This window comes from Bacillus luti (genome assembly GCF_001884105.1).
Lineage (GTDB): Bacteria > Bacillota > Bacilli > Bacillales > Bacillaceae_G > Bacillus_A > Bacillus_A luti.
The window spans coordinates 1-15,590 of the sequence record NZ_MACI01000016.1 but is presented as its reverse complement, the minus strand read 5'-3'; the positions used below and the strand labels follow the sequence as shown (position 1 = coordinate 15,590).

The window sequence follows — 15,590 nt, the reverse complement described above, 5'->3', positions numbered from 1 at the left end:
GCAAGTATTTTTTACTGTATATAAAATAGTATTAGAGGAGGGATTTGCATGATTAAACGTTATGATATCCGATTTAACGATTTTAAAAGAACCGGTATGGATATACAGTTAGAAGACGGAAAAATTTTGGGCGCGATGTCCTTTTTATTAGACAATAAAACGGCAAATTTCAAATTTTCCCTAACGCCTGGGAAACAAAAAACGATATTACACTTCAGTTCGTTTACAGGGACTTATCATTTTACATACGATACATTAACGTTCTTATATCTAAACGAAAGAGAAAATTTCTTTAAAACCCTACGTGCAAAGGCTAAATTCCAAGTTTTATACGAAGACGACAACAAGAAAAAAGAATTTTACAAAGAAATTTCTTTAAGAGAAGATTTTTGTGAGTTTGATACAACAGATTCGAAAAACCAAAAATTAATTAAGGATCTTCCTTCTCCAACATACATGACTTTATCTAACATAAAATTTGATAAACTGTACCAGCCAAAACTTGATGAAGTACACACATACATATCCGAACGATTCGAAAAGAAAAAAACGTCTCAATCTGTTCAAAATAGCATTTTATCTTTCTATGATTATGTTTTTATCCACCGTTGCAGCCAGATAAACAGCGAAAATGAACAATTAATTAATGAATTTATCGATTACGAATTAAAACGTGATATTAAAGAATCATTTTTGAACAAAAAAATCAGTAATATCCTTAGTTTCCTACACTACCAACGGATTTTTATAGACAAACATAAGATCAAAAAATGTGAGCGTATCGTAAACGAACTTGACCACAATGAAATTGATGAAAAGATCCAAATTGTACTAGAAAGATCTAAAGAAAAACTGGAAAAGGTAACTCGAAAAGAAAAAATATCCATGATTTCTAAAAGCAAATTACGAGATCATTACCGAAATTACCATATTATCAGGTTGTTAATTTACACGGCGGCGCGATTAGAGGAAGTTATGGATCTAACAATAGATAATATTGATTTAAATAATAATCTTGTACTATTTCCAGACAGAAACGTGAGTATTCCCGAAAAATACGCATCCGAATTACATCATTATATTAATTTCCGTAAACAAAACGATCTTCAGATCGAATTTACAAAAAAAAGTGCCAAAATGGATTTGGATGCAAAAAAATTGATCACAGAATTTGATATTTTAAAAGATGAATTTATGACTCCATACGAAAAAAAGCAACTTTATCACATGCAGCAAGAGTATAAATCAAAAAAAACATTTCAAGTTCCGGAAGACTTTTCTTTTCACAAATTATGTTTCGCTAAGTTCCATCAAGATTTTGTTTTTAACAATGCCTTGTTTGTAAGTAATCGTTACAATCAAATGTTCGAGACATCTTTCCAACGTATTTTAAGAGAAAAATTTGGCATCGTGAGTGAAGATCTACGTAAATATGCAATCCACCAATTATTAAAAGTGCATTCCGAACAACAAGTACGAAATATCCTGGGACTAAAAACAAATGTAGATATTCGTTATGTATAAACTATTACTTGTCTTTTTACCAATTTAAAATATAAATACATAGAGTCACTCGAAACACAATATAAGACAATTTATTAATCTTGTAATTTAGTTTTTAAGTCAGGGAAACCCTCTCCCTTGGTTTTTGTTTTAAATGGGGTATCGCCACATGCCCATCAAGCTAGGATTTTAAAGTACCCCCTAAATAGATAATAACAATAACGATTTCATAAATAAAAAAGCCGATTTCCTTTGTATAGGAAATCGGCTTTTCTATTTAATATGTAAATGTACGCTCATACGTTTCTTAAGCATTAGTTTTTCGCATTATTGTAAGATAAAGCATGATACGTTATTAGAGACCTCCGCCTCCTATATCCGACGCCTTATCATCTTTTCCATATTCATATGTCCTGTCTTCATCCAAACGTTCATGATAGCTGCGGTCCAGCATGTCGTCATACATCCGCACTGTTGCACGGTCTTTACCATTCTGACGTGCATGTGTTGCCATGCCTGCAATGTTCATACGATCTTCATCTATTAATGCTTGTTGGCGTTTTCGGTCTTGTTCCTGTAACCATGCTGTTTCCTGAGCTTCTCTTCTTGCATATTCTTCACGACTTTGTTGATACTCAGCTTCTTCTTTTCTTCTTTTCTCTTCTAGGTATGCACGAATTGGTTCATTATTTCCATAGATTCTAGCCTCTCGTTGTGCGCGTTGTGCATCACAGCGATCAAACATCATATCTTCTGCAATATCTAATGTTTGTGCTTGTCCACTTGCTAACACATAGCGGACGTATTGCAATCTATCAATCGTATCAGAAAATCCGTATGACGCGTATAGTATGTATTTGAATTCAGGGTATTGTTTTTTTAATGGTTCGATCTCTTGTTGAGTGTACTCTCTTTGTTCTTCCATATATACATAACTCGGCTTGTTTTCAAATAGAATAGGATATTCTCGTTTTTTAATCTCTTCTAACTCTTTTCTGTTTTGTTCTTTGCGTCGTTCTATTTTGATATTAAGTATTTTATTGATGGGCTCTATAATAACAAAAACAAGAGGAACCCAAATAAAAAACGTAAGTAAGATATATCCAAAAGCAAATGAAAAAAATTGGTCTTCAGGGAACCCAATGAAGATACACATTGAAAGATAAATACCAGCAGCTAATATAGCGTGGTTTTTAGTATTTTTTAAATCGAAAAACGTTGAAATATCCAACATGGCTTTGCTTCTATGATAGAATTCGCTGCTCGCCTTATCGTAACGCTTCTTCCAAGGTTCGTCCTCTAGCTTTTTTTTATCCTCGCGTACCTCATACTTCCCCTGCATCCTCTCGAGTTTTGGTAATATTTCATCGATGTCACTGATAATGTCTTGATTCTCTAATGAGATGTTCGTGTTGTTCAAGTTAATCCTCCTTTAGAATGATGTATCACAATTAGCACCCGAATAAGTATACATTAATATCCTTAAATCTGGAACTATTTAATAAATAGATATAGTAATATTATTTGTTTTAGGGGGTACTTTGTTTTGATAGCGATGTGGTGCTACCCCTGTTAGTAGTAATTTTAATATCACTATGGATAAATTACTTTTAAAACTTTACTTCCGAGAACGATCATTATGTAAATAAGATGTCCATATGGATATCTTATTGTATTTTTTGCTTAGCGTGGGCTTTTTCCAAAATGCTGGCGATACCCCTAAATGGAAAAAGCCACAAACTTTTTAGTTTGTGGCTTTTTATTTATCAACTTTTTTTAAAGCGGAAACGATTGGTACTATCTGATTATCAATAATTTCCTTTATCTTTACAAGGACTCTTTCTCTTGTCCTCTCTACATCTTGAAACACTTCCCGTCCTGTAACCCGTATAACAAACACATTTTCTTTTCTTAAAAATTGATCTCTTATTATATCCTTTTGTCTCTGTATGGGATTCAAGTGATCTTTACCATCTACTTCTACAGCAATTTTATAAATACCCAAGGGATAAGCCATGTCCAGTCTATATGTTTTTCCATTCTTACATTTGACCGAAACTTGTACTTGGGGTTTTACTTTCCCTTTAGAAAACTTACACAACGAATTATATAGTAATAGTTCCCCAACTGATTCTAGATCATCGTTGTAATACATTAAATATTTCTTCTTGTAATCCATTTCAAATCTAATCGATAAAAATTTATGCCAAGCCATTATATTTCCCAGATTCCGTTTTTTGTACAGAGAATAAGATTTATTTATAACCTCTCTACTTTCTTCTACATTTACAACATACTTCTCTTTCAAGAGAATTCACCCTTTCTAATTTTTGTGAATTCTCCTCTCGCCTTACTATTAAAATATGTATCAATGTTTTTTTTAGAACCAAAATTTCATAACTTAAAATAACCTTTATTCACGTTTTAATTCATCCCCTAATGGTTTTGTATTAACTCCTAAATAACTAGCCCTTTTTCCCCTAAATAGAAAAAGACCTCCCGGGGATGGAGATCTCTTTTTTGTATACATTGTGAACTTACAACAAAAAGTAGGTATATGCACTTATAACTTGTAATATAACCACACTAACAAATTATGAAATTATTATTTAAACCATCCAAAAAAACTCCTCATATTCTAAAGGAACTTTTTATAAAGGTTATAGAGATATGAAAAAGTAATCTTTTATCTAATACATAAACCATATGTATTTTCCTCTTCCATAAAAACAAAATAATTTTACATTACTCTTAGGGATACATCCCCGAACTTTGTCCTCCTACGTGATGTTCGTAAATTCACATCTTTTTAAAAGAAAAATACAAACATTTGTCCCCTTATTTAAAATAAAAAACAATAAAATACACTGATATACAAAATGTTACCTCTTTTTTTTAAAAAAAACCCCTTAAGCCCTTGATACCACTGATTTCTTAATCAAATGTAAATGGGTATAAATATAAAAAGATTTTATTCTTTAATACATAAATTACCCTTATTATATTTATACCCAATAATATTTTTAAATAAAGCCTTATGGCTCTAAGGCTTGTACTGTTTTTTTGAATAAAAAAAGGTAACATTTTTCTATCAAAAAAACACCGAATTCATTCTTCGGTGTTTCACTTGTAAACTACAGTTATGATCGTTTTATCTCCAGTGTAACCCAACTGTCCCTTTTGCTCTTCCCCACGGACTTTTTTCACTTGGTAAGATTGTGGAATGATTGTTTTAAATAGTTTATCAATGATTTTCTTCTTTTCACTCACAGACAATTTAACTACTTTTCCCACGTTTTCTTTGCCAGCTTTTTTTCGATAAACAATATTAATATTCTTTTCAAGCTCTTCTTTGATGGCAAAACCTCGTTTATCGATTTCTTCTTTTATTTTCTTCATCACTTTCTCTTCTGTTTCTTCGAACTTTCTTGGAACGATTCGCTCGTCGGGATAAATTTTATCGCCAAATTCTTTACCAAATAGTTTGATTAAAATCGTTTTATTTAAATGATTTTTGAAAGTAAAGCCTATTTCATTCAATTTAATAGCTATATCTTCGATTTCGTCAGCCTTCATAAACCAATTATGAACTATGTAAAAGTTAATTGGCTTCATCATCTCAGCATCTTTTTTCCTATTCAATTTAAGAAGATGTTCTTTTTTCATTCCAATCTCACGTATAGCTCTTTTTTGAAGATCTTCTTGGACTGATTCTAACGGAACTTTTTCTATAAAACCTAAAATACATAATAATTGAATCGTACGAAAAACCGTTATAAGACCCGTTCTTCCTCTGTTTTTTTTCTCAAATTCCCTTTTTATATGATTCAAAGAAACAAAGAAAACATTATGACCTTTATACTGAAATTCATCTTTTACAAATTTTGTTTCAGCAATACGATTAAAGAAATCTAAGTAGCTATTTCGATCACTTTTCACAAGCCACTCCCAAGTGTTTGGAAGTTCTACACTCATGTCTTCTGAAAGGAACATACGATTTTCCTTGTACTTCTCCATTTGTTCCTTTTCGAACTCTGTTTCTATAATTTTAATTCCGATAATACGAGCTAAATCTTTTACACTTTTTATCAAACCTTTTCCTGTTTTCGATCTATACAGTGAAACGATGTTTTTTGTACCAACATTACAGGCATGACAATGGAATAAATAATCGCCATTATTCCCTACATAAACACTAGCGGATTCCTTGTTATCATTGTGAAATGGACAATTCACATTCCCTTCTTGCAACATCTCATCTTCCAAGAACATTTCTAATCGAAGTTTTTTTAGTGATTGGAAACAATCGTTTAAGCTCATTTCAGTTTTTACATTACGTAACGGCATCGGTTTTTTAAATTCAATGCCCAAAGCTTTGCCTTTTACGATTTTCTTTACTTTTTGGATTGTAGAAATCCCAGTTAAACTTTCACTTACGGTTAACATTTCTTCTTCTCTATAACCATTTTCCTGTTTTTCTACCAAATCCAATTTATATTTCTTCACAATTTCTTCTTGAGTCCAAACTTTTTCCGTATCTTGAATCAACTTTACCAAGAATTTTTCAGGGTATTTGTTGTGTAAAAAGTTATTAATCCGTAACATTTTAGCTAAATTCGTGATTCCTTCTGTATCGCTACCAAACTTCCTTGCCAACGCCGTTTGAATCTTTTTATATGTAGTCGGATCTCCGTCTTTTATAACCCATATTCCGTGGAATCCAGAATATGTTTCAGTCAGTAATACATCTTTTAAATCGAATTTATGTTGTAAAAGATATGCATCTTTTTTCTTTTTCACTTCTTTTTGTGTTAATACAGTCGTAACAGCCCATTCTTCTGTTAATTTTGATTTTGCGACCTTTACAACAGAATATAGACCTGTTTTTTTTAATTCTGTTTCTTTTTCACGAGCATCTTTTTCATTTTCGAAATGAAATTTTTCTTTCGCTAGATCCACATCGATAAATTGGACCCGTATTTTATTAATTTCCGAATTCTTTGTTCCACCACCATTGATAATAAAAAATAGCGATTTCCCATGTTTTTTATTTAATGTTAATGGATAGAATGTTTGTTTCCCACTTTGCAGCACCCATTTATTTTCGGGTTCGTTAAGGTCCGAAACTGGAACTTCTATATGAAATACGGTTCTTTTTCCCCATTCATTTGTTACATTAGGATCTTCGTGCAAAATTCCAATTACAATCTTTTCACTCGGATCACAAATTCTTGTCAAAAATCTATAAGCTAAATAGTTTGTACTATTTTCAGGCATAATAAAATCCCTCCCTATGTTGAAAAAACAGCACGATAGCAAATTTTCCCAACCGAAGAGAAGGACTTATTGATTACTTAATTAAATAACATAAAAAAGCTTGTTTTTTTGTTTTTTCGATGTTATATTTTAAGTAGCAGATATTAGTCTTTTCTCTGGCGGGAGAAGCTAATCGTAAGGAGATCTACCTTCCACGTAGATCTTTTTTTATTTATTTCATTTTACATTTTTTTACATATAATTCTAGTTTTTAAACTTTTTTTCTCTGTATCTCCCTTTACTGTAACAGAAAAAATCGTTTTTTAATAGATTAAATGCAACATTATTCACCATTCTTCACACAGTTTCTACAAAAATTACTTGATTACTAGGCTTTTCTTTTACAAAAAACGTATATCCATCTCGAAAATGCTCTTTCATTTGCTCTTTTATGTACTCGATTTGATCCTGTAGATCTTCCTCCTTATAATAGACCAACGGTCCAATTACTTTTGATATATAATCCTGTTTCACACCTTCAGCAATAACATATCTCACTTCCATTTCTTCATACGATTCTTTCAATTTCCGTTTATTTTCTTTATTTGTTTCGTGTTCATCTCTCCAAGATTGAATTTCTTCTTCTGTAATAGATTCTAGTTGTAACCGACTATACATAGGAATATTTATTGGATGTCTTCTTGTACCGGCTTCAAAATAATTTACTACGTCTAATTTCCCTGATTTCTCCCAACGTTTTCGCTCTGTTGTTGTACATTCAAGGATCGCTTCTGTATCCTTTGGTCCAATGCCAGTTGAATCTTCGAACTCATTTTTAATCCGTTCGTGTAGTAATTCATGATACTTTTCGTTTTTATAAAGCCCGTCCAATATTTCCATAATGTCTTGTTTCTTAAGCTCTTTCCACTCGTGTCCCAACGAAATTTCTTTCGGTAATCCTTCTATCCATTTAATCAAATCCACTTTTAAAACCCCATAAAACGCAGCTGATATTTTTATTTTTGGTATTGCATCACGATTCAATTTTATTCCCTCCCTTTTATAGTGACCTTATAACACAAATTTCCTTTTTTTGTCTATAATCCTGTATGTAAACGTTAAAAAAGATACTGCAGCCGAACATCCGGATGTTTCTTCAGTTTTTCCATGTGTTCTTTAAGTACCCCAATCGTTTCCGATATCCTTAATTTTTTTTCTTCCTTATTATCTTCAGACGATTGTTCCTCTAATTCTTGTAAGTAATTTGTGAATCTTTCGATCCATCGTTCTTTTTTATAAATCAACTCTTCGATGCCTTCGTTTTGTAATTCATCTAGACATTTTCCTTCTTCAGAACACACGTTAAATCTGTTGTATAAATACCCTTTTCCTTTGATTTCTTGATCGCATGAAATACATTTCATATCCTATTCCTCTTTTCTTTTAAAATGGCAAATAAGCGTCTCCTTGGACGATTTGATCATGGAATTCGATCCGAACTATGTTTTTGTAACACTCTAACTTCCTTTTCATCATTTTTTAAAAAAGATAGTGCAGCCGTACTTTTGGATGTTGTTTTAACGTTTCAATCTCTTGTTTTAAGCGATGTATTTCTTGTAAGAGCCCTTCTCTTTCTTCTAACCATTGTTCCCTATCCATTCCTCCATGCTCGTACAGAAAGAAGCCGCTTGTAGAACCAGAATTGATATATTCTATATGTCCTCGCATTAATTCAATTTCTCTTTCCTTTTCTTGTATCACTTTTTCAACGCCTTTTTCTTTCAATTTTTTTACACATGTTTGATTGCAAACCTGAAGGTTATCACACCAAAATTTCAAATGTAAATGATTCTCTGAACAAACAATACACTTCATAATTTTCACCTCTTATATATGTATTTTATAAAAAAACCTTGTTTCTTTTTTTGCGTGAGTATTTTTTACAAACTTTAAAATATATTTCTCTTCAAAAAAAATTATTGTTCTTTCTGTTTTTTTCGTTCGATTTCTCTATCAATGATGATTTTCATTTGACTGTAGCAATATCGCATTTCAGCCAGGCTTTCAGTTTTTTTCATTCGCTCTTTATATTCCTGAAATCGTTCATATTCTTCTTCTGGCAGCTCTATAACTTCCATATCCGGAAATTCATTTTTGTTTTCTTCCATTATAAGCACACTCCTTATAAATCATCGAATTCTCCATAATATATCTCATACTGAGCGATATTATAACCAAGTTTCTTTAATTTTCGTGGCAAACTTTTGTGATGCAAAATTGCTTTGTTTGGTAAAATCGATGTTATTTCGTGAAAAAAATCATTAATTAACATCGATCCTCCGTGTTCTATAAAAAAGAAAAACTCTCGTTCTTCTTCTGTTTTTTTTCTGTACCTACAAGTAATTGGAACTTGTTCTGTAACAAGACGTCTCCGTTGTTCCAAGCTCCAAAAAGCCCAACATTTATTTACTCTTTCTGATGGAACAAACAACGTATTTAATCTCCATTTCTTGGACTTTACTACTTTTTTTATTTCATAGTGAAAATCAAAAACTCTTACTTCTATATTGTCTTTAAAACACACTAAATCATTGTCTTTGTTTACTAAAACCCATACGTCGAAATCTCTATGATGTGTGAATTTTAGTTCCTTATACCCTTTAAATACACCATTAATAACCTCTCGTACTTGTGTTAATTCGTACATGTAACGGCTCTTCCTTTCGCAATTACCTGTCTTTGGATAAATATTAATTCTATACCGGTACAGGTATTACCTTCTACGTATTAAAATAAATTTCGAAGCCGTTGTTCTTTGATTCTTCTAACCCAATAATCATAGTTGGGATCCTCCTCTTGATGCCTTATTTTATCTAATAAAACATTCGGATCATCTTCTACAAACAGAAGAGAATATTGACATTCTATGACTTCTAACACATCTTTTTTTATTTCGTGTCTATATAAATTGGATACAATTTCTCCCTCTAGAAATGGAATACGAAAAGAAGTCATTCGATTTCTTTTTTTTATGTGATGTTCGTATGCTTCGTGTCTATATTCTTCCCTGTAATCTTTTGTATGGTGGACGTATATAGAGAATCGGATCGATTCTTTTGTTACCGTTGTTATATAATCGAAAAAATAACCGTGTGCATTTCCATGTGTTTTTAGCCAAATTTTGAATACATCGTCCGGTTGATAAATTCCCACGAGCATATTTATCCCTCCATTACATGCATTTTATTGGATAGATAATACTTTAATATTTGTATGTGTATTTCCTCTTTCTGGACCCAAATATTCCACATAAAATGTAATTCTATCAACAAATTCGCCTTTCCCAAGAACATGATATTTAAAATTTCGAAACCCACAATAATATGGTGTATACAGATAAATTGTAAAACAATCTTCCTTCTTACTTTGTATATATTTCTCGGCTAGTTCTATCTCTGGAAAATCCCGAACAAACAAAATAACATCAATCGTCCTGGTTGCTTTATTTAAGAATTTCTTCCTAACTTCTTCTTTTAAAAGTGCAGCCTTTTCTTTGTTAATTAGTTCTTTAAAATACGTTAATACCGGTGGTTTTGTGGGGTACGGATTGTGAAACAGTGCTTTAAAGCGAATTGCATTAAATTCTTCATGTGCTAATTTCAAAAAATGATTCAATATTTTTCGTTTAATCACAATTTCCTTAAACCCATTATCCCCATATTCCAAAACCTTCGGTCGATTTTGATCTAATAAAATGAAAATTTCTTTTTCTATATCGTTCCGCGAGACTAAAAATTGATAAGAAACAAACATCTCAACCATTTTGCCATCTTCCACATAGATTGTAAGTTCCGTAATCTTTACATTTCTCACCGTATCACCTTTTTCCATTAATGTATTACATAAGAAACACATTAATAATTCTTCGTATTTCAAGTTATTATATAGAAATTACATATGTATTACATTTTATTTATTCAACATATTTTTCTTTATATAAGAAATGTAGCCCTCTGAAACATTATGTTTACGAGCAATTTCCACTTGTGTCATATTCTTTTTTCGTAAATCCGCTATAATCTGTTTCGTTCTTTCCTTTTTCCCCTCTTTGATTTCCTCTGTCTTAGATTCTGTTTCACTTTCTTCCTTCTTTGTATCAGGTTCCGGGAACGAAACAGATCCAGTTTGATCTACGTTATACGTTTTTCCTTGCTTCAAAAATGATCCAATAACCTCAGAAAACTCTTTATTCTCCCTTAATTCTTGCGAACGAATCCCTGTCAATTCCGCTACCATACCGAATGTAATTGGTTCATTTTTCTTGTTTAATTCTCCAATGGATCGAGCAATTAATTGCATTTTTTCTTCCTGGTTCAGCTGTTTTACAAGAAATTCTTCCATTAATAACAACTTTCCATTTCGAATTTCTATTAAACCTTTAAACAACAACTCTACAATTACTTTATACACATCCTGGTTCAATGTTTCCTGTAATTCTTCTATACCAATTGATTCCTTACTTTGTGATACATGGTTAATAAGTAATAAAAACACCTTATCTGTTTCATTTAGTTTGTGATTTGCGAAAATCGATTGTACATTTATTTCACGCTTTTGCTTTATCTTTACTTCCATTCCTCTCACCTCTTTCGATAATATTTACCCAATCAAACAGTCTTCTCCGCGGCTCTTCTTCTATCTTTCCTTTCTCCGGATTATCAAACAGCCTTAATCCTGGTACTTCTTCTTTTTTTACAAATAAAGATTGTAGTTTCCAAGATTTCTTTAATCGTTCCACCACATTTTCTTCCATTTGCCCTTTAACTGGTTCTTTTATTTGGACAACTTCATCGTTTGTGTCTACCAAAAACCAATATTGACCAGCAAGAACGTTGTCTCCTTTAGAAAAAATAAGTTCTTTATAGCCTTTGTACAAACCATCTTTTACAATATTAATACTTGTTAATTCGAACATATTGTTTCCCCCTTATATATGTGTGTTTTATAAAAAAAGCCGTTTTATTTTTTTGCGTGAGTATTTTTTACAAGTTTTAAATTTATAATAGGTCTTCAATTCCTAGGATTTGAATTCATAATCCTTATCTATACCAAACAAAAAATGCAATCGAACATCTTTATGTAGTTTCAATTCTTTAATTTCTTCTTCTAAACGCTGGATAAATTCATGCTGTTTATTTAATACAAAGAATAAATCTTCTTTTAAGTAGGAATACATTTCTTTTACATCTTCTAGATCATAATTCTCTAAATCGTGTTTTAGTGTGTGATAAAACATCTGATAATTTATAAGCAGGTGTTTTTTATGTTCAATTTGTTCGAAAACAGAAAATTCAGAACAAATAACGCATAAAACATCCTCACTAGGCGCCCAACAACACTTACATTCATACATACTTACACCCTCTTTCTATGTTTTTCGTTCATTCACTTTTTCAGCCAGATCTTTGGCTTGGTAATAATAAAAGTCCATCTCCGCTTTCGTTCTTGCATCTTTCATTTTTTGTTTATAATGTTCAAATTCCTGTAGTTCCGCGTCCGTAAACGGCGTTGTTAATGTAGGAAAACGTATTATATTACTCATTTTCACTTCTCCTTTTTAAACGATTTCGTACTTCTTTCAAGAATTCTTCTTCAGTAATTTTCCCATTCAATTGTTTCCGGACCAATTCATCATGGTCTTTCCCTATACGAAAGCCCGATAATTCCATCGATTTTCGGGCTTCTTTCATCATTTCATCCTTTTTATTCCTCATCTTCTTTTACCCCTTATTCGAAAAGTTCTTTTAATCTAAATTTCTTCCATACCTTTACCCATTCTTTCATATATAATTCTTTCGTCTCTTCGTCGATTTCTTCATTATTTTCGACCGAATCATGAAGCTCTTTGATAATTTCTTCTCTGTCTTCTTCTTCCACAATAGATAATATTGTAAAGAAATTGTCTTCATCACCTTCATACGTATAGTTTGGAACATTTTCCTTTAAAATCGTCGCTGTGTCTGTAAAATAGTATTTAACATAACCACCTCCATACCCATCTTCGATTGGTTCCGAAACATTATAATCCAGATTAGTTGCATAATATCCGTTTTCGTCTCGTAAGCAAATTTTCTTATAATTACGTCCATCGTGGAAATTATAAACCTCTTCAAAGAAATCTAATAAATAATATTTTCCGCTATTTTCCTTCAACATTGTTACTACACCTTCACGGACTTCAAGCGGCAGCTCTTCTAATTGCATAAAATCATAGTAGTTTTCTACGTCAATTTCTTCTAATTCTTTCTCATATGTCTTGATAATATCTTTAACGTCGTTTTCTGTTAGTACATATTCATATTCATCGAATGTTTCTTTATCTACATAAAAATCTTCTTCATTCGTACCCCACTCACAAGGAGAAAGTTCATCACCCTTATTAATTGTAACGGAACCAACAAGATTGATTTCCTTCTCAATGTTCTTTTCGGCAACCCCGAAAAGTTTATTTTCTTCTCCATCTCTCGTAAAAAACTTAATCCCCTCATATACTTCAGATATTTTTTTCATATTCTTCCTCCTCTTTACTTTTCATTTCTTACAATACCGCGTTTTTTTAATTCCCTGTAAAGTGCAGAACGCGAAACTTTTGTTATATCTACGATTTCACTTACGATCCGTTCGTCTTCGTACATTTTGATTGCTTCCTCCATTCCGGCTTTGTTCCATTGTCTTGGCTTGCCAAGGTGTTTCCCCTTTAAACGAGCAGCCTGGATTCCGCGTTCCTGTTTTTCCAAGAGATTGAGCCTTTCCCATTCAGCAAAAGCGCTCATAATACTGAAAAACAGTTTTCCGGTTATCGTCGTTGTATCCATTTGCATATCGAGAATCACAAGTCCAATTCCTTTTTTATTCATTTTTTCGACTAACTCGATACTTTGCAGAGTAGATCTTCCCAATCTGTCGATTTTTGTCACTATAATTTTGTCGTCGGCATTTAATTCTTCAACAAGTTCAAATAATTTTCGTTCTTTTGAAACTCCTGTAATTTTCTCACTTACAATTTCATCACATCCGTATTTTTCCAATTGGATTAATTGGGTATCTAATGATTGATCTTTTGCACTAACTCGCGCGTACCCCACTTTTTTCATGTTTTTTTCCTCCTCTATTTGGTATATACCTTTGGGACACTGAAAACCCTTTTTCCACCGTCCGGATTTTTTTTCATATTGTGACTGTCCCATGGCACACCTTTGGGACAGTCGTGGCAAAAAATTTTTAAGAATGTTTTTTGTTATAGTAATTTCTTCAAATTCAAGTGCTGAACTTTCTAATTATATAATAATTATATAATCTTTATATAATTATTATATAACCATTATTCAATAGATCCTTTAGAAAAGCAATACAGTTTTGCTTATTTATTTCACAAATAATAATTTCGTTCGATATCCATCAAGGCAGTAACTAAAACAAAAGTGCGGGCAAGGTGAACGAGTGTTATAGTGAAATGGGTATATAGTAACAATCTGATTAAAAAAGGAGAATACGAATGTTACAAAACGACAGAATTCTAACATTACAGTACGAATGGAAAGAACAAATGATTGGAAATGAGGAATCTTTGAAGAAGATGCAGGATTTAATCACAGCGGTAAAATCGACGTATTATGCTTCCTCTTTGCTCACAATGACAGAAACAGAATTCGAAGAGTGGTATGAAAAGAATAAGCTTCTTGTGCTGGTGTATGATACAGAAAAACATTTAGCTAGTTTTGAAGAAAGCTTAAAGAAATATATCCAAGTCCCATCTGTATCAGTTAAAAACATTACACCAGGAATTCTCCATTTCGGATTCAATGGAGAGACTTTGCTTGCGATGTTGGAATGGATCTTAAAAACAGGAGGTTCTGTTGTATTCCAGGAGACTGTAAAAGAAGGGTTCAAAAAATTTATAGAACTGATTAAAAAATTTCTTTCTAAAGGTCAAACACAAGAAAATCCTGAGATATCCTGTATGGAACAAAATAATCAGGAATTAGAGATAAAGATATCCAGTTTGGAAGGAAAAAATCAAGAATTAGAGACGAGGATGTCCAGTTTGGAAGGAAAAAATCAAGAATTAGAGACGAGGATGTCCAGTTTGGAAGGAAGAAATCAAGAATTAGAGACGAGGATATCCAGTTTGGAAGGAAGAAATCGAGAAGCGAATGAAGATCGAGCAATAAAGTTTGCTAGCAATATATTTGAAAATAGTCAGAACGGTTTGAGGAAAGCTACAGAAAATTTCGGAAGTATTACAATAGGAGTTGGTGATGCGTGTATACAATTTGGAGAACCAAAAGCGGAATTGGAAGGGTCGCAAAAGAACTAAAAAATAACTACATATGGATCTGATACTGAAATGAGAAGCTACCATACCATAGCTACTTTGCGTTGATGGATTAATTTTTCATACCAATGTTTCGCGGTATTTAATTAATATATAAAAGTTATATAATTAATATATAACTTTTATATATTAAACTCCCCTGAAAACAAGAAAAGAGAAGGCTTCACAGCCCCTCCGTGTCTCTTTCCTTATTTTTCTTCTTTTCTTCTTTCAACTTTTGGTTCTCTTCCTGTAGGACTTTAATCTGATGTTCCAACTCTAATTTTTCTCGAAGAGAAGTTTCTTTTTCTTGTGTAATCTTATCGAAATTTTCTTTCCAAACTTCGCCCGTAATTCTTGTTTTTTCGATTTCTAATTGTTTTTCGAAATCCGTTTTTTCCTTTTCTAACTGGGATTGTAATTTTTCTTTCTCTCTTGTCAACTTTTCTATGTTTTT

At 32.0% G+C, this 15,590-nt stretch carries 19 protein-coding genes and 1 pseudogene; 2 read left to right on the top strand and 18 right to left on the bottom strand.

Annotated elements, in window-relative coordinates; all coding sequences use genetic code 11:
• Positions 1-48 precede the first annotated feature (48 nt).
• On the top strand, positions 49-1,524 hold the full coding sequence (locus BAQ48_RS04435; protein WP_071710122.1) for a site-specific integrase: 1,476 nt from the start codon (positions 49-51) through the stop codon (positions 1,522-1,524).
• Positions 1,525-1,858: 334 nt separating this feature from the next.
• On the opposite strand, the gene BAQ48_RS04430 is transcribed toward BAQ48_RS04435, so the two are convergent.
• From BAQ48_RS04430 to BAQ48_RS04350, 17 genes are all read right to left on the bottom strand, one after another.
• On the bottom strand, positions 1,859-2,923 hold the full coding sequence (locus BAQ48_RS04430; RefSeq protein WP_071710121.1) for a hypothetical protein: 1,065 nt from the start codon (positions 2,921-2,923) through the stop codon (positions 1,859-1,861).
• 339 nt (positions 2,924-3,262) lie between these two features.
• On the bottom strand, positions 3,263-3,811 hold the full coding sequence (locus BAQ48_RS04425) for an endonuclease domain-containing protein (RefSeq protein WP_071710120.1): 549 nt from the start codon (positions 3,809-3,811) through the stop codon (positions 3,263-3,265).
• 815 nt (positions 3,812-4,626) lie between these two features.
• Positions 4,627-6,780 carry a hypothetical protein gene (locus BAQ48_RS04420; protein ID WP_071710119.1) on the bottom strand — a complete coding sequence of 718 codons (2,154 nt, stop codon included), beginning with the start codon at positions 6,778-6,780 and terminating at the stop codon, positions 4,627-4,629.
• 336 nt (positions 6,781-7,116) lie between these two features.
• Positions 7,117-7,803 (bottom strand): hypothetical protein, encoded by a 687-nt coding sequence (locus BAQ48_RS04415; protein ID WP_071710118.1) that lies wholly within the window; start codon positions 7,801-7,803, stop codon positions 7,117-7,119.
• A 74-nt stretch (positions 7,804-7,877) separates the two neighbouring features.
• Entirely contained in the window at positions 7,878-8,183 is a 306-nt protein-coding gene (locus tag BAQ48_RS04410) for a hypothetical protein (RefSeq protein ID WP_071710117.1), read from the bottom strand.
• 115 nt (positions 8,184-8,298) lie between these two features.
• The gene (locus tag BAQ48_RS04405) at positions 8,299-8,634 is read right to left on the bottom strand and encodes a syntaphilin domain-containing protein (protein ID WP_242660439.1); all 336 of its coding nucleotides are present in this window, start codon (positions 8,632-8,634) and stop codon (positions 8,299-8,301) included.
• Positions 8,635-8,735: 101 nt separating this feature from the next.
• A complete protein-coding gene (locus tag BAQ48_RS04400; protein WP_071710116.1) occupies positions 8,736-8,927 on the bottom strand; it encodes an NADH dehydrogenase in 192 nt (63 codons plus the stop codon).
• Positions 8,928-8,941: 14 nt separating this feature from the next.
• A complete protein-coding gene (locus BAQ48_RS04395; protein WP_071710115.1) occupies positions 8,942-9,466 on the bottom strand; it encodes a hypothetical protein in 525 nt (174 codons plus the stop codon).
• 80 nt (positions 9,467-9,546) lie between these two features.
• Positions 9,547-9,978 carry a hypothetical protein gene (locus tag BAQ48_RS28185; protein ID WP_242660438.1) on the bottom strand — a complete coding sequence of 144 codons (432 nt, stop codon included), beginning with the start codon at positions 9,976-9,978 and terminating at the stop codon, positions 9,547-9,549.
• Between the two features lie 24 nt (positions 9,979-10,002).
• Positions 10,003-10,650 (bottom strand): hypothetical protein, encoded by a 648-nt coding sequence (locus BAQ48_RS04385; protein ID WP_242660437.1) that lies wholly within the window; start codon positions 10,648-10,650, stop codon positions 10,003-10,005.
• 78 nt (positions 10,651-10,728) lie between these two features.
• Entirely contained in the window at positions 10,729-11,394 is a 666-nt protein-coding gene (locus BAQ48_RS04380) for a sigma factor-like helix-turn-helix DNA-binding protein (RefSeq protein WP_071710113.1), read from the bottom strand.
• Positions 11,366-11,734 carry a hypothetical protein gene (locus BAQ48_RS04375; protein ID WP_071710112.1) on the bottom strand — a complete coding sequence of 123 codons (369 nt, stop codon included), beginning with the start codon at positions 11,732-11,734 and terminating at the stop codon, positions 11,366-11,368. Before BAQ48_RS04375 ends, BAQ48_RS04380 begins: the two co-directional genes overlap by 29 nt.
• Before the next feature lie 102 nt (positions 11,735-11,836).
• Positions 11,837-12,055: a hypothetical protein gene (locus tag BAQ48_RS04370; RefSeq protein WP_084064403.1), complete on the bottom strand. Its 219-nt coding sequence runs from the start codon at positions 12,053-12,055 to the stop codon at positions 11,837-11,839.
• A gap of 132 nt (positions 12,056-12,187) precedes the next feature.
• Positions 12,188-12,361, bottom strand: coding sequence for a hypothetical protein (locus BAQ48_RS04365; RefSeq protein ID WP_242660436.1), 174 nt, complete (start codon positions 12,359-12,361; stop codon positions 12,188-12,190).
• On the bottom strand, positions 12,354-12,533 hold the full coding sequence (locus tag BAQ48_RS04360; RefSeq protein ID WP_071710109.1) for an antitoxin VbhA family protein: 180 nt from the start codon (positions 12,531-12,533) through the stop codon (positions 12,354-12,356). Before BAQ48_RS04360 ends, BAQ48_RS04365 begins: the two co-directional genes overlap by 8 nt.
• Positions 12,534-12,546: 13 nt before the next feature.
• The gene (locus tag BAQ48_RS04355; RefSeq protein ID WP_071710108.1) at positions 12,547-13,329 is read right to left on the bottom strand and encodes a hypothetical protein; all 783 of its coding nucleotides are present in this window, start codon (positions 13,327-13,329) and stop codon (positions 12,547-12,549) included.
• Between the two features lie 14 nt (positions 13,330-13,343).
• Positions 13,344-13,913, bottom strand: a complete 570-nt coding sequence (locus BAQ48_RS04350) for a recombinase family protein (RefSeq protein ID WP_071710107.1) — start codon at positions 13,911-13,913, stop codon at positions 13,344-13,346.
• 401 nt (positions 13,914-14,314) lie between these two features.
• Here BAQ48_RS04350 and BAQ48_RS04345 point away from each other — a divergent pair, with 401 nt between their 5' ends.
• On the top strand, positions 14,315-15,136 hold the full coding sequence (locus tag BAQ48_RS04345) for a hypothetical protein (protein ID WP_071710106.1): 822 nt from the start codon (positions 14,315-14,317) through the stop codon (positions 15,134-15,136).
• Positions 15,137-15,317: 181 nt separating this feature from the next.
• Here BAQ48_RS04345 and BAQ48_RS04340 read toward each other — a convergent pair.
• Positions 15,318-15,590 (bottom strand): annotated as a pseudogene (locus BAQ48_RS04340) (hypothetical protein); the annotation flags it as partial.